At 62.0% G+C, this 22411-nt stretch carries 24 protein-coding genes; 10 read left to right on the top strand and 14 right to left on the bottom strand.

All coding sequences use genetic code 11. From position 1 onward, the window contains the following. Positions 1-14 precede the first annotated feature (14 nt). On the top strand, positions 15-485 hold the full coding sequence (locus AC07O2_RS10130) for an Lrp/AsnC family transcriptional regulator (RefSeq protein WP_495075605.1): 471 nt from the start codon (positions 15-17) through the stop codon (positions 483-485). 192 nt (positions 486-677) lie between these two features. Continuing rightward, on the top strand, positions 678-986 hold the full coding sequence (locus AC07O2_RS10125) for a BON domain-containing protein (protein ID WP_495075604.1): 309 nt from the start codon (positions 678-680) through the stop codon (positions 984-986). A 108-nt stretch (positions 987-1094) separates the two neighbouring features. Here the strand turns inward: AC07O2_RS10125 and AC07O2_RS10120 are convergent, their stop codons facing one another. From AC07O2_RS10120 to hppD, 5 genes are read right to left on the bottom strand one after another with little or no spacing between them, the layout of a single operon-like run. Next, positions 1095-2345 carry an amino acid aminotransferase gene (locus AC07O2_RS10120; RefSeq protein WP_495075603.1) on the bottom strand — a complete coding sequence of 417 codons (1251 nt, stop codon included), beginning with the start codon at positions 2343-2345 and terminating at the stop codon, positions 1095-1097. 9 nt (positions 2346-2354) lie between these two features. Beyond that, complete coding sequence (locus AC07O2_RS10115) at positions 2355-3059, bottom strand: SDR family oxidoreductase (RefSeq protein WP_495075602.1); 705 nt, start codon at positions 3057-3059, stop codon at positions 2355-2357. 1 nt (position 3060) lies between these two features. Then, positions 3061-3948 carry a phenylalanine 4-monooxygenase gene (gene phhA / locus AC07O2_RS10110; protein WP_495075601.1) on the bottom strand — a complete coding sequence of 296 codons (888 nt, stop codon included), beginning with the start codon at positions 3946-3948 and terminating at the stop codon, positions 3061-3063. Continuing rightward, complete coding sequence (locus AC07O2_RS10105; protein ID WP_495075600.1) at positions 3945-4286, bottom strand: 4a-hydroxytetrahydrobiopterin dehydratase; 342 nt, start codon at positions 4284-4286, stop codon at positions 3945-3947. Before AC07O2_RS10105 ends, phhA begins: the two co-directional genes overlap by 4 nt. Then, positions 4283-5392: a 4-hydroxyphenylpyruvate dioxygenase gene (gene hppD, locus AC07O2_RS10100; protein WP_495075599.1), complete on the bottom strand. Its 1110-nt coding sequence runs from the start codon at positions 5390-5392 to the stop codon at positions 4283-4285. Before hppD ends, AC07O2_RS10105 begins: the two co-directional genes overlap by 4 nt. Before the next feature lie 262 nt (positions 5393-5654). Between hppD and AC07O2_RS10095 the strand changes: the two genes are divergently transcribed. After that, positions 5655-6254: an SIS domain-containing protein gene (locus AC07O2_RS10095; protein WP_495075598.1), complete on the top strand. Its 600-nt coding sequence runs from the start codon at positions 5655-5657 to the stop codon at positions 6252-6254. A 107-nt stretch (positions 6255-6361) separates the two neighbouring features. Here the strand turns inward: AC07O2_RS10095 and AC07O2_RS10090 are convergent, their stop codons facing one another. Continuing rightward, the gene (locus AC07O2_RS10090) at positions 6362-7705 is read right to left on the bottom strand and encodes an MFS transporter (RefSeq protein WP_495075597.1); all 1344 of its coding nucleotides are present in this window, start codon (positions 7703-7705) and stop codon (positions 6362-6364) included. A gap of 166 nt (positions 7706-7871) precedes the next feature. On the opposite strand from AC07O2_RS10090, the gene cyoA reads away from it, so the two are divergent. From cyoA to AC07O2_RS10055, 7 genes are all read left to right on the top strand, one after another. After that, positions 7872-8945, top strand: a complete 1074-nt coding sequence (cyoA, locus tag AC07O2_RS10085; protein ID WP_495075596.1) for a ubiquinol oxidase subunit II — start codon at positions 7872-7874, stop codon at positions 8943-8945. A gap of 87 nt (positions 8946-9032) precedes the next feature. Continuing rightward, the gene (gene cyoB / locus AC07O2_RS10080) at positions 9033-11036 is read left to right on the top strand and encodes a cytochrome o ubiquinol oxidase subunit I (RefSeq protein WP_495075595.1); all 2004 of its coding nucleotides are present in this window, start codon (positions 9033-9035) and stop codon (positions 11034-11036) included. After that, on the top strand, positions 11029-11664 hold the full coding sequence (gene cyoC, locus AC07O2_RS10075) for a cytochrome o ubiquinol oxidase subunit III (protein WP_495075594.1): 636 nt from the start codon (positions 11029-11031) through the stop codon (positions 11662-11664). The genes cyoB and cyoC overlap by 8 nt, the downstream gene beginning before the upstream one ends. Next, positions 11661-12080, top strand: a complete 420-nt coding sequence (gene cyoD / locus AC07O2_RS10070; protein ID WP_495075593.1) for a cytochrome o ubiquinol oxidase subunit IV — start codon at positions 11661-11663, stop codon at positions 12078-12080. Before cyoC ends, cyoD begins: the two co-directional genes overlap by 4 nt. Before the next feature lie 2 nt (positions 12081-12082). Further along, entirely contained in the window at positions 12083-12874 is a 792-nt protein-coding gene (locus AC07O2_RS10065) for an SURF1 family protein (RefSeq protein ID WP_495075592.1), read from the top strand. An 8-nt stretch (positions 12875-12882) separates the two neighbouring features. Then, positions 12883-14208, top strand: coding sequence for an ATP-binding protein (locus AC07O2_RS10060; protein WP_495075591.1), 1326 nt, complete (start codon positions 12883-12885; stop codon positions 14206-14208). After that, complete coding sequence (locus tag AC07O2_RS10055) at positions 14198-14734, top strand: response regulator transcription factor (protein ID WP_495075590.1); 537 nt, start codon at positions 14198-14200, stop codon at positions 14732-14734. Before AC07O2_RS10060 ends, AC07O2_RS10055 begins: the two co-directional genes overlap by 11 nt. A gap of 54 nt (positions 14735-14788) precedes the next feature. On the opposite strand, the gene AC07O2_RS10050 is transcribed toward AC07O2_RS10055, so the two are convergent. The 8 genes from AC07O2_RS10050 to AC07O2_RS10015 form a co-directional block, all read right to left on the bottom strand. After that, positions 14789-15994: a DUF2252 domain-containing protein gene (locus AC07O2_RS10050; protein WP_495075589.1), complete on the bottom strand. Its 1206-nt coding sequence runs from the start codon at positions 15992-15994 to the stop codon at positions 14789-14791. 125 nt (positions 15995-16119) lie between these two features. Next, positions 16120-16485: an H-NS histone family protein gene (locus tag AC07O2_RS10045; RefSeq protein WP_495075588.1), complete on the bottom strand. Its 366-nt coding sequence runs from the start codon at positions 16483-16485 to the stop codon at positions 16120-16122. Between the two features lie 132 nt (positions 16486-16617). After that, on the bottom strand, positions 16618-17508 hold the full coding sequence (locus AC07O2_RS10040) for a helix-turn-helix domain-containing protein (RefSeq protein WP_495075587.1): 891 nt from the start codon (positions 17506-17508) through the stop codon (positions 16618-16620). Between the two features lie 148 nt (positions 17509-17656). Next, complete coding sequence (locus AC07O2_RS10035; RefSeq protein WP_495075586.1) at positions 17657-18019, bottom strand: helix-turn-helix domain-containing protein; 363 nt, start codon at positions 18017-18019, stop codon at positions 17657-17659. Next, a complete protein-coding gene (locus AC07O2_RS10030) occupies positions 18016-18852 on the bottom strand; it encodes an alpha/beta fold hydrolase (RefSeq protein ID WP_495075585.1) in 837 nt (278 codons plus the stop codon). Before AC07O2_RS10030 ends, AC07O2_RS10035 begins: the two co-directional genes overlap by 4 nt. A 236-nt stretch (positions 18853-19088) precedes the next feature. Beyond that, positions 19089-20084 carry an SLAC1 anion channel family protein gene (locus tag AC07O2_RS10025; protein WP_495075584.1) on the bottom strand — a complete coding sequence of 332 codons (996 nt, stop codon included), beginning with the start codon at positions 20082-20084 and terminating at the stop codon, positions 19089-19091. Next, positions 20074-20481 carry a DoxX family protein gene (locus AC07O2_RS10020; protein ID WP_495075825.1) on the bottom strand — a complete coding sequence of 136 codons (408 nt, stop codon included), beginning with the start codon at positions 20479-20481 and terminating at the stop codon, positions 20074-20076. The genes AC07O2_RS10025 and AC07O2_RS10020 overlap by 11 nt, the downstream gene beginning before the upstream one ends. Continuing rightward, positions 20481-22367, bottom strand: a complete 1887-nt coding sequence (locus tag AC07O2_RS10015; protein WP_495075583.1) for an amidohydrolase — start codon at positions 22365-22367, stop codon at positions 20481-20483. Before AC07O2_RS10015 ends, AC07O2_RS10020 begins: the two co-directional genes overlap by 1 nt. Between the last annotated feature and the right edge of the window lie 44 nt (positions 22368-22411).

The following is a 22411-nucleotide window of genomic DNA, read 5'->3' as shown; positions in this document are numbered from 1 at the left end:
GATACAGTGAATCCATGCTTGATAAGTTTAACCTCACCATCCTCGATGCCTTGCAGGCCAATGCACGGCTGACCAATGCCGAGCTGGCCCAACGCGTGGGCTTGTCGGCCGCACCCTGCTGGCGGCGCGTGCGGGCGCTGGAGGAGGCCGGCTATATCCGCGGCTATCGCGCCGAGATCGACCGCCACAAAATCGGCCTGGACGTACTAGCCTTTGTGCGGCTGGACGCGGTGCAAAACAGCGGCCCGGCGCTGCAGGGGCTGGAGGAAGCGATACGCAACATCCCCGAGGTGGTGTCCTGCCACTACATCAGCGGCACCGGCACCTTCGAGCTGCAGGTGGTGTCGCGCGACCTGAATGCCTTCAGCCAGTTCGCCCGGCAGGTGCTGGTGAATTTGCCCAATGTGAAGGACCTGCACACCAGCTTTTCATTGGGCGAAGTGAAGGGCCATGGCGTATTGCCGCTGGGCCATCTGGTTTCATAAGATTTTTAGGCCTCTAGCGCAGGTAATATCTGCGCTGATAGCTATCCATTTCATAGCATTTCAAATGCCTAGGGTTTCACCCTAGATTGCAGATGTAATACGGCTCGCGCGCTGTCGCAACACAAAACATGGCCCGGCTTGGGAAGATCACCCCATCGCACTGAAAACGGTGCCACAACACAAGGATCCACCATGACACGCACTTTCAACCGCATTGCCGCTTCCGCCCTGTTCGCACTGGCTGCGGGTGCCTTCCTGCCGGCCCATGCCGCCGCCAATACTGCCGACCTGGCCGGTGCCGTGCAATCCGCGCTGGACAGCAGCATGGGCGACGCTGCCAAGAAGGTGACCGTGACCGCCGAAGGCAGCACGGTGACCCTGCACGGCTGGACCCAAGGCCCACGTGAAGAGTCCAAGGCACGCTATGTAGCCAGCCAAGTACCTGGCGTGGTGAATGCCTATAGCACCGTCCGTACCTTCTCCAACGACAGCAACGATTGATGCCACGGTGGCTCCCGCTGGAGCCGCAATGGGCGCGACCGGATGCGGTTTGAAACGCCGGTCTTGGGCCTGTCCCCTGGTACCCAGCGGTACCCGACAAGCCCAAGATCAGCCAGACTGCATCAGGCCGCGCCTATGGGTTTCTTTTTGCCATGTCCGATTTACTGCCCCTCGATGCACGGCCGCTATCGCGCTAGCCACCCGGTCCAGGTTGGCTGCATTCAAGCCCGAGATGCACAAGCGGCCTGAATCCACCAGGTAGATGGCGTGTTCTTCACGCAAGCGCTGTACCTGCTCCGCGCGCAGATTGGTATAGCTGAACATACCGCGCTGGCGCAGCAGATAGTCGAAATCCCCTCCACCCAACTTGCGGGTCAGCGCAGCATGCAATTGCACCCGCAGGCCCCGGATGCGCTCGCGCATGGCCGACACTTCACAGGCCCACGAAGCCCGCAGCTCCGGATCACCGAGGACTTGGGCCGCAATCTGTCCACCATGGGCGGGAGGACTGAAGTAGTTTTGGCGTACGGTGAACTTCAGCTGCCCCAGCACGCAGTCAGCCTGCTGCGCGTCGGCGCACACCACGCTGAGAGCCCCACAACGCTCGCCATACAAACCCATGCTTTTGGACAAGGTATTCGCCACCAAAAAAGGGATGCCCGCCTGGGCCAGCAGCCGCACGGCAAACGCGTCTTCTTCAATACCCTCGCCAAACCCCTGGTAAGCCAGGTCCAGAAATGGAATCAAGCGATGCGTCTGGATGATCGGCACCAGTTCTTCCCACTGGGCAGGGCTCAGATCCACCCCGGTGGGGTTGTGGCAGCAGGCATGCAGCAGCACGACACTGAAAGGAGGCAAAGTGCGCAAGGCGCCCAACATGGCGTCAAAGTGTAGCCCGTTTACGGGGTCGTAATAGGGATAACTTCCCACCGCGATGCCCGCGCTTTCAAACAGGCTGTGGTGGTTGTCCCAGCTGGGGTCGCTCAACCACACGCCGCTGGACGGAAACCATCGCCGAATGAACTCGGCGCCCGCCTTGAGGCCGCCGCTGGAGCCCACCGTCTGGATGGTGGCCACCCGGCCACTGGCCAGCGCTTCATGCCCCTCACCGAAAAGCAAGGCCTGCATGGCGTGGCGGAAGTTGGCCGCCCCTTCCATCGGAAGATAGGGTTTGGGCCGTCGGGCGGCCGCGATCTGTGTTTCGGCTTGGTGCACCGCGTCCTGGGCCGGCACGCGCCCTTCCTCGTCGCAATAAATGCCTATCGACAAATTCACCTTGTGGGGTCTGGGGTCCTTTTGAAAGCTTTCATTCAGACTGAAGATGCGGTCGCCCGCGAAGGCCGGGATATGTTGGAACATGGCAGGCCCTCAGCTCAATCCGGTCACGGGCAAGGCCGCTCCGTGCACTGCGCTGGCCGCGTCCGACGCCAGGAAAGCCACCACGCTGGCCAGCGCCTTGGGGGCCACCCAGCGCGTGGGATCTGCATCAGGCATCGCCGCCCGGTTGTCCGGGGTGTCGAGGATGGTGGGCAGCACGCAGTTGACGTTGATGTGCTGCTCGCGCAGTTCTGCGGCCATGGTTTCCGTCAGGCGGATGACACCGCTTTTGGCGCTGCAATAAGCCCCCATGTAGGCGGCTCCGCGCTGGGCAGCGTAGGCACCCACATTGACGATCTTGCCACCACCGTGCTCCAGCATATGCGGCACCACGGCGCGGGCCATATTCAGCAGCGTACGGATATTGATGTCCTGCACGAAGTCCCATGTACTGGCCGGAGTGGCATGCACCGCGTCGCCCATGCGAAAGCCGCCGGCCAGGTTGCACAGCACATCAATCCGTCCGAAGCGGGCAATAGCGGCCTGCATGGCGGTTTGCACCTGCTCAAGGTCCAGCAGATTGGCCGGCGCAAACAGACGGCCGTCGCCCTCCAGGCCATAGCGCGACTCCAGATCTTCGCGCCGCATGTCAAGCAGCACCAGATTAGCGCCGCTGTTGGCGAATACGTCCGCCACGGCGCGCCCCAGGTTGCCAGCGGCACCGGTCACCATCACGGTGCTACGGGATGTCTGCATATCAGTGCGCTCCTCGTTTGGCCTGGTGGTAGCTGCCGGTGCCATGTGTCAGCACCAGGTCGCCGTCCAGTAACTGGCCCGGTTGGCATTCGGGCATTCCTTGTATCTGGGCGTACAAAGGGCCGAAGTCGATGTGGGCCAGCTCCAACAGCTCATCCAGGTTTTGAATGACGAAATAGGTTTCCTGGAAATCGTCGATGCGGTAGTGGGTGCGCATGACGCGCGGCAGATCAAAACGCACGCGGTTGGGCGATGCGCTGTCCAGCGAAAAAATGCTCTCCGACGAAGACGACGCTATGCCCGCGCCATAAATGCGCAAACCGTCTTTTTGCTGCACCAGGCCAAACTCCACCGTATACCAGTACACGCGCGCCAGCTTGTCCAGCACGCCCAACTTCTGCGCCCGCAGCCCGCCCACACCATAGGCCTGGATGTAGTCGGCAATCGTGGGATTCATCAGCATGGGCACATGGCCAAACACGTCGTGGAACACGTCGGGTTCTTCCAGATAGTCCAGCTCGTGCGGCTTGCGGATGAACTGGCCCGCCGGGAAACGCCGGTTTGCCAGATGTTCGAAGAACACCTCGTCGGGTACCAGCCCGGGCACCGCCACCACTTGCCAGCCGGTACGCTGCATCAGCACTTCGCTGAGCCGCCGGAAATCGGGTATCTGGTCCGCGCCGATGGACAGGTCGCGCATGCCCTGCACAAACTCATCGCAGGCGCGGCCGGGCAACAGCCGGGTCTGGCGCTCGTAAAGGGTTTTCCAAGTGGCGTGTTCTTCGGGACTGTAGTTGTCCCAGCCTTGGTCTATGGTCCAGTCGGCCCGCTCGGGAGGGTGGGCGTCACCTGCGGCCAAGCCATGTTTGGTATTCGAAGTTGGGTTCATGCTGGTAGATGAGAGGTAAAGCCTAGGTAGGCCGCATCCGCATGGCGTGCCAGCGCCAGGTCGCGTTGCGACAGTCCTTGCACGTCGTGCGTGGTGAGGGTGATTTCCACCCGGTTGTACACATTGCGCCACTCCGGGTGGTGGTCATGCTTCTCTGCCACCACAGCGAGCTGGGCCATGAATCCGAAAGCTGCAGCAAAGTCCGCAAAGACGAACTCACGCACCATCAGGCCGCCACGTTCGGTACTGAAGCGCCAATGTTGGAATTCAGGCCGCCATTCGCCAAATGTCTGCGGGTCTAATTTGTGCACGGCACTTGCGTCAGGGCTGGCTTTCATGCGGTTTCCAGCGCGCCGCGGCGAATCTGGTCACGCTCCAGCGACTCGAACAAGGCCTTGAAATTGCCCTCGCCAAAGCCCTCGTCACCCCGGCGTTGGATGAATTCAAAAAACACCGGTCCCAGCTGGGTCTGCGAAAAGATCTGCAGCAGCAGGCGTGGTGTGCCAGAGCCTGTAGCCCCTTCGGTAGCGTCGGTACTGCCGTCCACCAGGATGCCCCGGGTTTGCAAGGCGCCCACGTCCAGGCCGTGGCCGGGCAGGCGGCTGTCCAGCATTTCGTAATACACCTCGTTGGGCGCCGTCATCAGCGGCACGCCGGCCAAGGCCAGTTTGTCCACGGCCGCCAGCAAGTCGTCGCAGATGAGGGCGATGTGCTGTATGCCTTCACCGTTGAACTTCATCAAATATTCTTCAATCTGCCCGCCGCCCTGGCGCGACTCTTCATTGAGTGGGATACGGATCTTGCCGTCCGGCGCAGTCAGGGCCTTGCTGGTCAGGCCGGTGTATTCGCCCTTGATGTCGAAGAAGCGTATCTCACGAAAGTTGAACAGGCGCTCGTAAAAATCGGCCCAGAAAGCCATGCGACCACGGTAGACGTTGTGCGTGAGGTGGTCGATCAGCTTCAGGCCGTGGCCCACCGGGTGGCGGTCCACGCCATCGATGAAGTTGAAGTCGATGTCATAGATGGACTTGCCGTCTTCATACCGGTCTATCAGGTACAGCGGCGCGCCGCCTATGCCCTTGATGGCGGGCAGGTTCAACTCCATGGGGCCGGTGGGGATTTCGATCGGCTGCGCCCCCAACTCCAAGGCACGGCGGTAGGCGTGGTGCGAATCTTTCACGCGAAACGCCATGCCGCAAGCGCTGGGACCATGTTCCGCCGCGAAATAACCCGCCACACTCTTAGGCTCGCGGTTGACGATGAAATTGATGTCGCCCTGGCGGTACAGCAACACGTCTTTGGAGCGGTGTGTCGCCACCAGCGTAAAGCCCATGTGCTCGAACACCGACTCCAGCAGGCCCGGCGTGGGCGAGGCGAACTCTACGAATTCAAAGCCCATCAGTCCCATCGGGTTGTCGAATAAATCTCCTGCTGCTGTATGCATGACGTAGCTCCTTGAACACGGTTTTGAAAAGCTTGATTGTGGAGATTTGGACGTGCAGGTGGTCTGCAAATTACATCTGCAACGCGCTTGAAAACACATGTTTCATGCACATTTTTCAAATATTTAGAATATTCAGTCCTTCGATCTATTTGGTACGCATTTTTTTGCACTGCAACACGGCATATGCGTCCACCCGTCTGGTAGGGCCTTCCCACACCGCGCCGCACCAGCGGTATAGTCCAGCGCCACCATCGGAGAGCCCATGCAAAACCACATCACATCCAGCCTGAACGAGGCCCAGGCAGCACTAACCGCACTGCTGAGCAACCCAGCGGCGCTGGCCACCATCGAAGATGCGGCCCAGTTGCTGATACGCGTGTTCGAAAACAAGGGCCGCGTGTATTCCTGCGGTAATGGCGGCTCGATGTGCGATGCCATGCACTTCGCCGAGGAGCTGACCGGCCGCTACCGCCTGGACCGCCCCGGCCTGGCCGCCACCGCCATCAGCGACGCCGGCCATATGACCTGCGTGGGCAATGACCTGGGCTACGAGCAGGTGTTCTCACGCTATGTCGAGTCCCATGGCCGGCCCGGCGACTGCCTGGTGGCCCTGAGCACCAGCGGCACCAGCAAGAACGTGGTACGCGCCGCCGCCGCCGCCCGCGCACTGGGCATGGAGGTCATCATCCTCAGTGGCAAGCGCAGCGAAGCGCTGGAGGCCCTGAGCACGGTGTATATCTGCACACCCGGTGGTCAGTTCGCCGACCGGGTGCAAGAGCTGCATATCAAGGTGTTGCACATCTTGATCGAGCTGATTGAGCGAAAACTGTTTCCACAGAATTACGCCAGCGCTGCGGCCTGACTTCTATAGCTACAAAAAACATAGCTGCTAGTGCAGGTAATTCCTGCGCTAGCAGCTATTTTTATACCTGAACCGAGTGCAGTGATGGCGCCCAGTTCGCATGCACCTCAATCGCGGTCGGCCAGCACCCTGTTGACGCGCAACGCGGCCAGGGTACAGATCGCGCCCGACAGCAGATAAATGCTGACATAAGCCAAGCCAAAGCGCGCCGACAAGCCCAATGCCACCAAGGGTGCAAAGGCGGCACCTATCAGCCAAGCCATGTCGGTCGTGAATGCCGCTCCGGTATAGCGGTACTTGGCGCTGAAGTTACTGGTCATAGCACCTGCTGCCTGGCCATACGACAAGCCCAGCAGCGCAAAGCCGATCAGGATGAAGGCATCCTGCATGGCCGGGCCGCCGTCCAGCAGAATGGGCGCAAACACGCTGAACACCGCAATCAGGCAGGCCAGCAGGCCCAGGGTGCTACGTCGGCCGATACGGTCGGCGATCAAGCCCGAGGCGATCACACCGACGATACCAATGGCACCGCCGAAGATTTGCACCAACAGCACGCTGTTCACCGGCTGGGAGGCATGCAGGTTGATCCAGGACAGCGGGAACACCGTCACCAGGTGGAACAGTGCGTAGCTGGCCAGCGCAGCAAACGCGCCCAGGAACACGTTGTAGCCTTCGGCGCGCACCAGCTCGATGGTGCCGGCAGGTTCCAGCTCGCGGTCTTCCAGCAGGCGGGTGAACTCATCGGTCACCACCAGTTGCAGGCGCGCAAACAAGGCCACCACGTTGATGGCAAAGGCCACGTAGAAGGGATAGCGCCAGCCCCAATCCAGGAAATCCACCGAGGACAGACTGGAATGCAGGTAAAGATACAGGCCGCTGGCGGCCATGAAACCGATAGGCGCGCCTAGCTGGCCCAGCATGGCGTACCAGCCGCGGCGGTTTTGCGGTGCATTCAGCGCCAGCAGCGAGGGCAGACCGTCCCAGGAGCCACCCAGTGCAATGCCCTGCAGGAAGCGCAGCACCGACAGCATCACGATGGCGGTAAAGCCCAGGCTGGCATAGCCCGGCAAGAACGCCATGCCCGCGGTCGAGATACCCAACAGGAACAGCGCCGTGGTCAGCTTGACACCACGCCCCCAGCGCCGCTGGATGGCCATGAACAGGGCCGAGCCTATGGGGCGCGCAATGAATGCGAAGGAAAAGATGATGAAGGAATACAGCGTGCCTTCCAGCCGTCCATCGAACGGGAAGAACACCGAGGGAAACACCAGCACCGAGGCCAGGCCGTATACAAAGAAGTCGAAGTACTCGGAGGTGCGTCCTATCACCACACCCACAGCGATGTCGCTGGGGGCCACGTGCCCCTGATTTTCAGGGCCAAGAGTATGGGCCGACGACTCCGCAGTGCGTATTGGCGTGGAGGGATATTCTTGCGCGATGCTTGGCACCATACTTGCTCCTTGCTATATTGAAGCGGCGCGAAGGACGGGTGTAGCCAGATCGCGCCGTGAGAGACATATTGCCACAGGCATAGGACAAAATGTCCCAGTTCATGGCTCCATATATCAGGGAAAATACTTAACCCTTTTGTGTTCTCGCTTTTTCTACCTGCCTGGCATGCCATCACTCAAAAATCTCCGCGCACTGCTTCTATTGCCGGCCATCGCTCTGCTGGCCGGATGTAAAGCAGTACTCATGAGCCCGTCCGGCGACATCGCCGTACAGCAACGGGACCTGATCATCGTCTCCACCCTGTTGATGCTGGTGATCATCGTCCCGGTGATCATCCTGACGCTGTTGTTTGCCTGGCGCTACCGCAAAAGCAATACCGAAGCCACCTACGACCCCGAGTGGCACCACTCCACAAAGCTGGAACTGATGATCTGGGGCGCACCGCTGCTGATCATCATTGCCCTGGGCGCCATCACCTGGATCAGCACCCACACGCTGGACCCCTACCGCCCGCTGCAGCGCCTGGACGCCGACCGCGTGATCCCCGCCGACGCCAAACCCCTGGTGGTGGAAGTCGTGGCACTGGACTGGAAGTGGCTCTTCATCTACCCCGAGCAAGGCATTGCCGTGGTGAACGAGCTGGTGGCACCGGTAGACCGCCCTATCAGCTTCAAGATCACCGCCTCCTCGGTGATGAACTCCTTCTTCGTGCCCGCGCTGGCCGGCCAGATCTACGCCATGCCAGGCATGGAAACCAAGCTGCACGCCGTGATCAACAAGGCGGGTGAATACGAAGGCTTCTCGGCCAACTACAGCGGTGCCGGTTTTTCGGGCATGCGCTTCAAGTTCCATGGCGTGAACGAGGCCGATTTCGAGCAGTGGGTCAAGACCGCCAAGGCTGGTGACGGTGGCGCGCTGGGCCGCGACGCCTACCTGAAGCTGGAACAACCCAGCAACCGTGACCCGGTACACCGCTATGCCTCCGTGTCCGAAGACCTGTATGACGCCATCCTGAACCGCTGCGTAGAAAGCAACCGCATGTGCATGAAGGACATGATGGCCATCGATGCCCAGGGCGGCGTGGCCGGACCGGAAGGCAAGTACAACATTGCCTCGATGGATGCCGCAACCCGTAGCCGCATTGGTGTGGACGCCACCAACCGCAAATACGTGGGCGCCATGTGCACGGTCAATGATCCTCTGGGCACGACGGTTAGCGCCGCGACCCAGCCGATCTGAGGCGTAGCCCAGCCAGTTCTTTCTCTCCGCGCCGCTCATACCGGCATTTCGGCCTGAGCCGTTTATTTTTTGGCATCCGGAATCACGATGTTCGACAACCTCGACCTAACAAAGCTCATATTCGGCCGTCTCACCTGGGACGCCATTCCATTCCACGAGCCGATTCTGCTGGCCACCTTCATCGCCGTGGCGATCGGTGGCGTAGCAGTGCTGGGCGCGCTGACCTATTTCCGCCTCTGGGGTTACCTCTGGCGCGAATGGTTCACCAGCATCGACCACAAACGCATCGGCATCATGTACGTCATCCTCGGCCTGGTGATGCTGCTGCGCGGCTTTGCCGACGCGGTGATGATGCGTGCACAGCAGGCCTTGTCCTTTGGTGACAACGCCGGCTTCCTGCCGCCGCACCACTACGACCAGGTGTTCACCGCCCACGGCGTGATCATGATTTTCTTCGTGGCCATGCCCCTGGTGACCGGCCTGATGAACTTCGTGGTGCCACTGCAAATCGGCGCACGCGACGTGGCCTTCCCCTTCTTGAACAACTTCAGCTTCTGGATGACGGCCAGCGGTGCCGTGCTGGTGATGATGTCGCTGTTCGTGGGCGAATTCGCCCGCACCGGCTGGCTGGCCTACCCACCGCTGTCCGGCCTGCTCTATAGCCCCGACGTGGGGGTGGATTACTACATCTGGTCGCTGCAGATCGCCGGCGTGGGTACGCTGCTATCGGGTATCAACCTGCTGGCCACCATCGTGAAGATGCGCGCACCCGGCATGAAGATGATGAACATGCCCGTGTTCACCTGGACCGCACTGTGCACCAACGTGCTGATCGTCGCCGCATTCCCCATCCTGACCGCCGTGCTGGCACTGCTGTCACTGGACCGCTATGTCGGCACCAACTTCTTCACCAACGACTTCGGCGGCAACGCCATGATGTACGTGAACCTGATCTGGATCTGGGGCCACCCCGAGGTGTACATCCTGGTGCTGCCGGTGTTCGGCGTGTTCTCCGAAGTGGTCGCCACTTTCTGCAGCAAGCGTCTGTTCGGCTACGCCTCCATGGTCTATGCCACGGTCGTGATCACCATCCTGTCCTACCTGGTCTGGCTGCACCACTTCTTCACCATGGGTTCGGGGGCCAGCGTCAACTCGTTCTTCGGCATCACGACCATGATCATCTCCATCCCCACCGGGGCGAAGATCTTCAACTGGCTGTTCACCATGTACCGTGGCCGCATCCGCTTTGAAGTCCCCATGCTGTGGACCATCGGCTTCATGATCACCTTCGTGATCGGCGGCATGACCGGCGTGCTGCTGGCGGTGCCACCGGCCGACTTCGTGCTGCACAACAGCCTGTTCCTGATCGCCCACTTCCACAACGTGATCATCGGCGGCGTGTTGTTCGGCTTGATGGCCGGCATCACCTACTGGTTCCCCAAGGCCTTCGGCTACAAGCTGGATTCGTTCTGGGGCAAGTGCTCGTTCTGGTTCTGGTTCATCGGCTTCTACTTCGCCTTCATGCCGCTGTATGTATTGGGCCTGATGGGTGTGACCCGCCGCATGAGCCACTTTGAAGACCCCTCGTTGCAGATCTGGTTCCAGATCGCGGCCTTCGGCGCGGCACTGATCGCCATCGGCATTGGCTGCTTCCTGATCCAGCTGGTCGTCAGCTATATGCGCCGTGAATCGCTGCGCGACCACACCGGCGACCCATGGCAAGGCCGTACGCTGGAATGGGCGACCTCCTCGCCACCGCCCGCCTACAACTTCGCCTTCACCCCCGTGGTGCATGACAACGACGCCTGGTGGGACATGAAGAAGAACGGCTATGTTCGCCCCACGGACGGCTTCATCGCCATCCACATGCCCAAGAACACCGGCGCTGGCGCCATCCTGGCAGGCCTGAGCACGGTATTTGGCTTCGCGGCGATCTGGCATATGTGGCCTTTGGCCATCCTGGCCTTCCTCTCCCTGGTAGTCGCCACGATCGTGCATACCTTCAACTACAAACGTGACTACCACATCAGCGCGGACGAAGTCGTCCGTACCGAAGCCGTCCGTACCCGTCTGCTTGCCCAACATGTCTAACACCACCGCCCACACCTCCGCCGCAGGCGCGTCGGACAAATACCGCTACTACCTGCCCAACGAGCACCACGTCGAGAACAGCACGGCGCTGGGCTTCTGGATCTACCTGATGAGCGACTGTCTCATCTTCGCCTGCCTGTTCGCCGTGCACGCGGTGGTGGGCCGCAGCTACGCGGCCGGCCCTTCGGGCGCCGAACTGTTCGATCTGCCCCTGGTGGCGGTCAACACCTCTATGCTGCTGCTGTCCTCCATCACCTATGGCTTTGCCATGCTGGAGATGCAGAAGAACAAGGTCAGCGCCACCCTGGGCTGGCTGGCCATCACCGGCCTGTTCGGCGCGGTCTTCATCGGCCTGGAGCTGTATGAATTTGTGCACCTGATCCACGAAGGCGCAGGCCCGCAACGCAGTGCCTTCCTGTCCTCGTTCTTCACGCTGGTCAGCACCCACGGCTTGCACGTGACCTTCGGCATCATCTGGCTGATCACACTGATGGTGCAGGTCGGCAAGTACGGCTTCACCGCCGCCAACCGCCGCCGCCTGATGTGTCTGTCCATGTTCTGGCACTTCTTGGACGTGGTCTGGATTGGCGTATTTACCTTTGTCTACCTGATGGGAGTGCTGGCATGAGCGCACACAACGATAGCCACACCGATACCCACATTTCCCACGCGCACGGCGCAGACGACCATGGCCACGGCCATGACGACGGTGCAGCGCACAGCACTTTCGGCGGCTATATGACCGGCTTCGTGCTGTCCATCATCCTGACGGCGATTCCGTTCTGGCTGGTGATGGCCAAGGTCTTCGACAAGCCCGCCACCACCGCCTTTGTGGTGCTGGGTTTCGCCGCCGTGCAGATCGTGGTGCACATGGTGTACTTCCTGCACATGAACACCAAGTCCGAAGGCGGCTGGACGCTGCTGGCACTGATCTTCACCGTCATGGTCGTGGTCATCATGCTGGCTGGCTCGCTGTGGGTGATGTACCACCTCAACCACAACATGATGCCTGTCTCCGCGCATGAAATGAAGAACATGCCTTGAGCGTGGCGACACACACCACCGCAGCGCCCGGACGTGGTCCGCGCCCTGCCGGGGCCCTGGCCGCGCTCGCACTGTGCGCGGCCTTTTTGTTTGTCGGCTTCCTGGCGCTGGGCACCTGGCAGGTCGAACGCCGCGCCTGGAAGCTGGACCTGATAGCCCGAGTGGAACAGCGTGTACATGCCGCGCCCACGCCAGCCCCCAGCCAGGCGCAATGGCCGCAGGTCAATGCCGCCGCCGATGAATACCGCCACGTGACGCTAAGCGGCAGCTACCTGCACGACAAGGAAACCCTGGTACAGGCCAGCACCGTGCAAGGCACCGGCTTCTGGGTGCTGACCCCTTTGCAGCTGGCCGACGGCAGCCTGGTGCTAGTGAACCGGGGCTTTGTGCCGCCCGAGGCACGCGAACGCGCCAGCCGGCGCGATGCCGGGCCCCAGGGCAGCACCACGGTCACCGGGCTGCTGCGCCTGACCGAGCCCGGCGGTGGCTTTCTGCGCCGCAACGATGCCGCTGACGGCCGCTGGTACTCGCGCGATGTACAGGCGATTGCAGCAGCCCGTGGCCTGGCGCCGGTTGCCCCGTATTTTGTGGATGCGGACGCCCAGCCTAGCGACTCAGCCAGCGCTGCGACCCTGCCGGTGGCGGGGCTGACGGTCATCAACTTCCACAACAGCCATCTGGTGTACGCGCTCACCTGGTACACCCTGGCCTTGATGGTAGCGGGTGCCAGCTGGTTCGTGGGGCGCGTAGAGTGGAGGCTGCGGCGCGCAGCAAAGGGTGTTGCGCTATCCTGACTCTCGCCATGAAGCCCGCCCCCACCAGCAACAGTCCCGCCAGCAGCGCCGAACTGGACGACAGCGCAGACATCATGAACATGCAGCAGCTGATACAGCTGCGCTGGTTTGCCGCGTTCGGCCAGGTGGCCACCATCTCCATCGTGCACTACGGCTTTGGCATCCACCTGCCGCTGCAGCCCATGCTGGCCGTGCTGTCCTGCCTGCTGCTGTTCAACCTGACCAGCCTGCTGTACTGGCGTACCCACCGCGATGTGTCCAACGGCGAGCTGTTCATTTCCCTGCTGGTTGATGTGGGTACGCTGACGGCCCAGCTCTACCTCAGCGGCGGCGTCAGCAACCCGTTTACTTTTCTATACCTGCTGCAGGTCACGCTGGGCGCTGTGCTGCTGCGCACCTGGGCCACCTGGACCATGGTGGCGATTACCGCGGCCTGCTTTGCGGGCCTGGCCGTATTCGCCCAGCCCCTGCCACTCCCCATGGCCCACGACCTGGGCCTGTACAGCCCCTATGTGGAAGGTATGCTGGTCTGCTTTGCGCTGAACGCCATCCTGCTGGTGGTGTTCATCACCCGCATCGAGCGCAATCTGCGCCAGCGTGACGCGCGCCTGGCCAGCCTGCGCCAGCGCGCCGCCGAAGAAGAGCACATCGTGCGCATGGGCCTGCTGGCATCCGGCGCCGCGCACGAACTGGGCACGCCGCTGGCCACGCTGGCGGTCATCCTGGGCGACTGGAAGCGCATGCCCACCTTCACCAATGACCCGGAACTGCTGCAAGAGGTAGGTGAGATGCAGGCCCAGGTAAAGCGCTGCAAAAGCATTGTCAGCGGCATCCTGCTGTCGGCCGGCGAGACCCGTGGCGAAGCGCCCGCGAAGACCTCCATCTGCACCTTTCTGGACGAACTGGTAAGGGAATGGCGCGCCACCCGCTCGGCCACGGCCCTGGTCTACGACAATCAGTTGGTGCAAGACTTACCCATGGTTTCCGACTCCACCATCCAGCAAATGGTTTGCAATGTGCTGGACAACGCCTTTGAAGCCTCGCCCCGGCTGGTGCGTCTGGAAGCATCTTGCGATGAAGAGACCCTGACCCTGCGCGTCACCGACGCCGGCCCCGGCTTCCCGCCGGCCATGCTGGAGCATGTGGGCAAGCCCTACCAGTCCACCAAAGGACGCGCCGGCAGCGGCCTGGGCCTGTTCCTGGTGGTCAACGTAGCACGCACCCTGGGCGGCACGGTGTCGGCCAGTAACCCATCGATAGGTGGTGCCGAAGTCCGCATCCGCCTGCCGCTCTCGTCCATCGTGTTGCAAGGGGGCGCCGCACATGTCCACTGAGCGCCAGCTGCTGATCATCGAAGACGACGCCGCCTTTGCCCGCACGCTCAGCCGCTCCTTCGAGCGCCGGGGCTACCAGGTACGGCAGGCCAGCAGCCTGGAAGAGGTCAGCACCCTGCTGCAAACCCACACCCCCGGCTATGCGGTGGTGGACCTGAAGCTGAATGGCGATGCCTCCGGCCTCGCCTGCGTGCAGATGCTGGCCACCCACGACCCGACCATGCTGATCGTGGTGCTGACCGGCTTTGCCAGCATCGCCACCGCAGTGGAGGCCATCAAACTGGGCGCCTGCCACTACCTGGCCAAGCCGTCCAACACCGACGATATCGAGGCCGCGTTTGAATCCACCGCCGGCAATGCCGAGGTGCAGCTGACCAACCGGGCCAGCTCCATCAAAACCCTGGAATGGGAACGCATCCACCAAATCCTGGCGGAAACCGGCTTCAACATCTCCGAGGCCGCGCGGCGCCTGGGCATGCACCGCCGCACCCTGGCGCGCAAGCTGGAAAAGCAGCAGGTCAAATAAGATTTGCTACTAAATAAATAGCTGCCTGCGCAGGTATCTTCTGCGACGGCAGCATTATTTCCATACACGGAAAACACCGTCCGCATAGGCCTGGGCATAGCGTTGGTAGTCGTGCTCCACCTGCTTGCTGCAGTCCGCAGCGGCCTCCAGCAGCTTGGCCTGCCACTTGGGGCCCTGGGCAAAGGCGATGAGTTCGTCGGCCGTAGCCGAACCCTGCCGTCCGCCGCTGCGCAGCTGGCCCCAGGCCACGATCTGGCCCATGGTGGCCATCACCTTCTGGATATCGGCCAGCGACTGCCGGGCGCGATCCAGGCTGACCCTGTCTTCGGTGGGCTGCAGCCCGCGCAGCACATAGGAGGTGCGCCCCCGCACCACGGGCTGCAAAAACGCCATGGACACCGCCTGCACGCGCCGCTGCAGTTCCACAATGCGCGCCGCCTGTGATGGCCAGGCCGGCTGTGCACAGGGCACATAGGCCTGCAGAGCCGAGGGCAGGGCCTGCTTCAGGTCCAGCAGGTAGTTACCGTCTGGCGAACCCTTGCCCTGCACCAGCACTGCGTAGCGCTCCACGCCCAGGCTGCCGGTGCCAGCCACACGGCGTGCTACGTCCAGCACCTTGTAGAAGTGGGGTTCGGCCTGGGTCGCCGCGAAGGCGGCCATCTGCTCATTGACCTGCGCCCGCTGCTCACGGCTGGCGGGCAGGGTCTTTTTGCGGCCACCCTTGAATGTGCGCTTCTTGCCGGTCACCGGAGCATAGGCATCCAGCAATTCCGGGCGCTGGCGACTACGCAGCCCGTCCAGCAGGTCGCCCACCAGACCGCGCGCAGTTTGCGTTTCCACCCAATAGGCTTTGCCCTGCGACAGGGTGCTGGCGTAGCTGTGCAGAAAGCCCTCGCACAGCTGCTGCGCCTCGTCTGCACGCAGGCCCAGACTGTGTGCGCCCACCTGCAGGCTGGTCAGCATGCGCACCAGGTCCCAACTGGCAGGCGCCAGAATGGCTTCGTCGAAGTCATTCATGTCGAAATAGGCCAGCCGGTTATCGCCCTTGTAGCTGCCGAAGTTCTCAAAATGCAGGTCGCCGCAAGACCACACCGGCGGCGCCGACTTGAACACCCCCTTGCACGCCAGCTGCTGGTAGAACAGATGGCAGCTACCGCGCAGAAAGACAAATGCATCGGCCTGCATCTTGTCGTACTTGATCTGCAAGCGCTCGGGCTCGCGGCCCGCGTTGAAGTCCAAAATCTGCTGCACTACATCCATGCGGCCTCCCATCCATCCACACAGGCGCTACAAAAACAAGAGCTGCCAGCGCAAGTGATACCTGCGCCAGAGTCTTATTTTTTATAAATCATTGCGCCAAAGAACTGCAGGTGCAGGCAGTGGGATCAGGACTTCACCAGCAGGTCCTCGGCCGTCTTGCCGCTTTCCAGCGCGGCCTTGAACCAGCCGGGGCGCTTGCCGTGCCCGGTCCAGCTATGGCCCGCTTCGTCCCGGTACTTGATGACACGCTCGGCCTTGGGCTTGGCAGCCGCTTTTGCCGCCGGGTCCGCGGCCTTGCGCCGCCCCCGTGTTTTGGCGGCAGACTTGGCACCAAAGAGATCGTCCACGGTCAGGCCGTAAAAGGCGATGGCACTTTGTATGCGCTCAATCACGCCGCCGACTTCTTTTGCACGGATCGCAGTTGCTTCTTTTTGAAGTTTGTCAATTTGACGCTGAATGCTTGCCAAAGTTTTTGCCATGAAGATTTCCAAGGTAACGTCGTTAACAGACTGGAACCACCGCTGCGGTGGCGTAGAGACAATCTAACCTCTTTTTATTCCAGCGTCCGCATTTTCGCGCCAAGTTGGCCGCCCTGCGCAAAAAACCGGCAATCGCAAGCGCGATTAACCGTGCCTCCGCCGCCAAGTGCCCGGCGGCGTGCCTATGTGTTGGGTGAAGACCCGGGTGAAATGGCTCTGGTCGGCAAAGCCACAGCCAGCCGCAATATCGGCCAGTGACTGTGCACCTTGCGCGAGGAGTCCGCAGGCCATGTCCACGCGCTGCTTCATCAGCCACTGGTGCGGCGTCTGGCCCAGGGTGTCGTGGAATGCGCGGATGAAATAGCTGCGTGACAGACCGCAGGCCTGGGCGATGTCGCTGACCGACAGCTTGCCGTCCAGACTGCCCAACAGCATCTCCTTGGCGTGCGCCTCGTGCTGCCGCGACAAGCGCCGGTTCGGGCGCAGCGGGCGCGTCATCGCACCGCCGTACTGCTCAATCAGGTAGGTGCCTATGGCCACACTCATCTGGTCCACAAACAGCGTGCTGGCTTCATGCGGCCGCGCCAGCGTGGGGGCCATGGCGCGGGCCAGGTTGGCCAGCACCGGGTCGTGCATGCCGGTCACACACTCCAGGCCGGTGACGCGCCGGCCGTCGCGCTCATCGGTAGCGCTGTCGAAGAATTCACGCGAAATCTCTACCAGCAAAAAGTCGAATGGCCCTTGCAGATCGGCCCGGTAATCGTCGGCAAAATTCCGCACATACACCGCGCTGGCTTCAAACTCGTGCGAGGAGGTATGGTGCCCATGGAAGATGCGGCGGCAGTGGCCCCCGTTCAACGAGATGCCCACCAGGTAGCCGCGGTCGCTGGCCGGGGTGAAGACGGGGCTCAGGCCGGGGTTTTCGACGCGTTTACGGTAGAAGCGCGCCCCCGCGCCGGCCAGCTCCTGGTCCTGGTGCAGCCGGCTGGCCACGCAACCCAGGGAGTCCTTGGCTTGTACCAGAGGCGGCTGCACAGTGGGTGCATGCTCAAGCCGCATTGCGCGCCTTTGAGCCCAAGCGGGTGAACAGACCGGAAGAGAGTTCAAGAAGCATAGGTATTTGCACGGTAGCACTTTTTAGTGACGAGCGGCCATACAACCAGCCACGGCTGATGGGTATCGCCTACCTCGGCGGAGCCCCCATCACGCGGCGGAAACTGCGCGAGAAATGGCGTACGTCCTTGAAGCCGCATGCTGCGGCAATATCGGGCAGAGACATATCACTCTTCAGCAGCACCACCGACAGCGCAAGCCGGTGGCGCAGAACCCGCTGCTGCGGCACCAAGCGACCCAGGTAGGCAGTGCCCACCTGCGCCAGCACATGGGTTTGCAGCGCCCGCAACAATTGCCCAATGAACGGGCTGTCGATGGGATACGGAGCCTCCAATGCCGCCAGCAGGGCCTCCACCAAAGCCTGCAGAATCGCCTCGTGCTCCTGCTCCGGCAATGTGGGCGCCCCCGGTGGCAGGGGCGCCTGGCGTATCACGACTGCACAAAAGCCAGCAAGTCTGGATTGATCACGTCGGCCTGGGTGGTGAGCATGCCGTGGGGGTAGCCTTGGTAGACCTTGAGTGTGCCGTTCTTCAAGAGCTTGGCAGCCTTCAGGGCGGAGTCCGCAATCGGTACGATCTGGTCGTCATCGCCGTGCAGCACCAGCGTTGGCACGGTGATCGCCTTCAAGTCCTCGGTTTGGTCGGTTTCCGAGAAGGCCTTGATACCCTCGTAGTGCGCCTTGGCGCTACCCATCATGCCTTGGCGCCACCAGTTCTGGACCACGCCCGGATAGACCTTGGCCCCCGGGCGGTTGAAGCCGTAGAACGGCCCTGCAGGCACATCCAAGAACATCTGTGCACGGTTCTCGGCCACGCCCTTGCGGAAGCCGTCGAACACTTCCATGGGCAGGCCCTCGGGATTGCTGGCCGTCTTCAGCATCAATGGCGGGACCGCGCTCACCAGCACCGCCTTGGCAGTGCGGCCGCTGGGCTGGCCGTGCTTGGCGACGTAGCGCGCGACCTCGCCCCCGCCGGTGGAGTGACCGATGTGGACCACGTTCTTCAAGTCCAGCGCCTCCACCACCGCGAAGGCATCGGCAGCATAGTGGTCCATGTCGTGCCCTTCGCTCACCTGCGCCGAGCGCCCGTGGCCGCGCCGGTCGTGCGCGACAACGCGGTAGCCATGCTGTATGAAGAACAGCATTTGCGCATCCCAATCGTCGCTGGAGAGTGGCCAGCCATGGTGGAACATGATCGGCTGCGCGCTTTTGGGCCCCCAATCCTTGTAGAAGATCTGGACGCCGTCTTTGGTCGTAACACTGGACATGCTTGAAATATCTCCGAGGGTTGTTGCAGCGGCTTGTGCTGCGGTTGAGAAAAGAATGGAGAAGGGCAAGGACCTAGTACTGCACCCCGGAAGTAACGAAACATGAAAGCGCGTCTTCGTCCCCATGGCGTCGTTGCAAACCTTGCGAAGGCGTACAGCCTTCGCTGCGGCTTGCGCCTAACCCTGAGAACGAATCCATCACTTTCATTTTGTTCCGCTACTTCCGGGGTGCAGTACTAGTCTTCGCGGAACGCTGCACCGCTGGCCATATGCAGAACGGTACGAACCACGATCCAAGACACGATCATGGTGGCCGCCGCCAGTGCCACGACAGCAATCACCAGGGTGTAGGTCGTGGGGCGCGCAAGGTAGTAGCCCAAGGTGGCGCCGGCCCAGCCATCGGCCGGAAAGGTCATGGCCCACCAGCTCATGAAAAACGCACCGTGCGCCAGATGCCGGCCCAGACTCGCCAGCAAAATGGCGATGAACAAGGCCAGACAGTACAGCATGTCGCCCAGCGCCCCCGGCTGCCCGCCCGTGAAGGCAAGATAGGCCGACAAACCAATCGATGGCGGCGCCAGCAAAATGAACAGCGTGGGCATGCTGCGCTGGCTCATCGTCGGCACAAACAGCACGCGGTGCAGCACGATGGTGAAGAACGACAGCCACAGAATCAGACCGATGGAGAAGAAGAACCAGCTGATCTCCACATGGCCCAGCGGCACACCGCCCACCGGCACCAGGATGTTGCCCACCACCGGTATGAACCAGGCCGGCGTCAACACACCTTCGTCCTGCGCATGCAATATCCAGCGCCGGATCAGGGTCACGGCGAATGTGAAATGCATGCTTGCGCCTATCCACCACAGCGCATCCGCCAAGGCCCAGGAATAAGGCCGCAGACCGATGGACAACACCACGGTCGCCACCGACACCGCCGGGAAGAAGCTGGACCGCACAGGGTGCGCAAACTCCTCCATCACCTCGGCAAAACAAAACTTCAGCTTGGCCAGGTGCAGCAGCACCAGTACAACGAAACTGAGCACGGCGATGAACAACAAGATTTGGCTGATGACCAAGGGCAGACCAAAAACCCGGTGCGCCCCCGCCCAGGCATTGGCCAGGCCGCCAATGCCCATCACCATGGAAAACATGGAAATCGACAACCGCGCCAACAGCGGTTTCTCCGCTGCGGGTGCCAGCGTAGGGACGGAGCTTGCTTCAGATACCACTGTGACCTCCCAGGTCGTACCAGGCAACCACGATGAAGCCCCCGACCAAACCCCAATGTTCGAAAAATGCATTCGCCAGCACGCGCTTTTGCGCACCGTCTGTGGACCAGAAGCGATCCGCCAGGCAATTCGCCAGCGCGGTGAAGGCCGCCAACATCACAGCCCCCAGCCAGCGGTAATAGCCGGTCAGCACCATGGCCGAAGCTCCGAATTCAAAAGCGATGGTGAGGGCCGCCAAGGGTGCCGCCGGCGCCAGGCCAAAGCGCCGCATCTCGGCTGCTGCCGCAGGGAAGTCACGCGCCTTGTCGAATGCGCCCTGCAGATAGGCCGCGCACAGGCACAGCAGCGCCAGCCAATGCACCCAGGGCGCGATGAATAGTTGCCGCAGCGCGTCCATCAAACGGCCCAGCAGGCGCAGCCCAGCGCGCCCCAAAAGCTCTTCAGGTCGGCAATCGGCAGCTTGCTGCTCCAGGCGGTGGCGTGCTGGTGCCCGTGCACATTGCAGTCATTGGCGCAGGCACAGGCCGCTGCCGCCTGGCGCATCACGGCCTGCAGGGGCGCACCCTGTTCGCCCCAACCGGCGTAGCCACCAAAGCGGCGCACCGGCGACCAGTCGGGCATGGTCGGCGGCAATGGGTTCTCGTCATGCGCGGCGAAATCGCCCGCGCCATACACCACCTTGCCGCCGACGATGGTGAGCAGCGCCGTGGTGTCGGCAATCTCGGATTCGGCACAGGCGAAGAAGTCGCGGTCGGGCACCACCAAGTCGGCAAACTGGCCGACTTCGATCCGGCCCTTCTTGCCGACTTCGTTGCTGAACCAGGTCACGTTCTCGGTCCACATGCGCAGCGCGGCTTCGCGGTCCAGGCAGTTGCGTTGCGGATACAGCTGCATGCCACCGACGGTCTTGCCGGTGACCAGCCAGGACAGCGAGACCCAGGGGTTGTAGGAGGCGACACGGGTAGCGTCGGTACCGGCGGAAACCTTCACGCCTTTCTCCAAAATCTTCTTGACTGGCGGCGTGGCCTCGGCCGCACCATGGCCGTAGCGCTCGACAAAGTATTCGCCCTGGTAGGCCATGCGGTGCTGCACGGCGATGCCACCACCGAGTGCAGCGATGCGGTCGATAGACTGGTCAGAGATGGTTTCGCAGTGGTCGAAGAACCAATTCAGGCCTTGCAGCGGTACGTCCTGGTTCACGCGCTCGAACACGTCCAACGCACGGCTGATGGTCTCATCGTAGGTGGCGTGCAGGCGCCAGGGCCAGCGGTTCTGCGCCAGCAGGCGTACCACTTCTTCAAGCTCGCCTTCCATCTCGGGCGCCATGTCGGGGCGCGGCTGGCGGAAGTCTTCGAAGTCGGCGGCGGAGAACACCAGCATCTCGCCCGCACCGTTATGGCGGAAGTAGTCCGTGCCCTGCTTGTATTGGGAAGTGGCCGTCCAGTTCAGGAAATCGGCCTTCTCCTGCTTGGGCTTTTGCGTGAACAGGTTGTAAGCCAGGCGGATGGTCAGTTGGTCAGCCTTGGCCAATTCCTCAATGACCTGGTAGTCGTCCGGGTAGTTCTGGAAGCCGCCACCGGCGTCGATAGCGCCGGTCACGCCCAGGCGGTTCAGTTCGCGCATGAAGTGGCGGGTGGAATTCAGTTGGTATTCGTACGGCAGCTTCGGGCCTTTGGCCAGCGTCGCATAGAGGATGGAGGCGTTGGGCTTGGCCAGCAGCAAGCCACTCGGGTTGCCCGCGCTGTCGCGCACGATCTCGCCGCCGGGTGGTGCAGGCGTGTCCTTGGTATAGCCCACAGCACGCAGTGCAGCGCCGTTGAGCAAGGCGCGGTCGTACAGGTGCAGCAGGAAAACGGGTGTGTCGGGCGCCACTGCATTCAACTCGGCAATGGTGGGCAAACGCTTCTCCACGAACTGGTGTTCGGTGAACCCCCCCACCACCCGCACCCACTGCGGCGCGGGCGTGATGTCCACCTGGCGCTTGAGCATGCCCATGGCATCGGCCAGGCTGCGCACACCGTCCCAGCGCAGCTCCAGGTTGAAGTTAAGCCCACCCCGGATGATGTGCAGGTGGTTGTCGATCAGGCCTGGTAGCACACGCTTGCCACGCATGTCGATGAGCTTGGTGTTCGGCCCCGCCAGCGGCATGACTTCGTGGTCGCGCCCCACATGGGTGAAGCGGCCGTCCCGGATGGCGACCGCACTGGCCGTTGGGTTGGCGCGGTCCAGCGTAGTGAACATGCCGCGGTGCAGGATCAGGTCGGGGTAGCTTGCTTCAGCCATGGTGGGTCCTTCTCAGTCAGATAGAACTGTGTTGCGTCGGTCGC

The organism is Rhodoferax sp. GW821-FHT10B06, assembly GCF_059415605.1.
The sequence above is the reverse complement of the archived record's forward strand: the minus strand, read 5'-3'. Positions and strand labels throughout refer to the sequence as shown.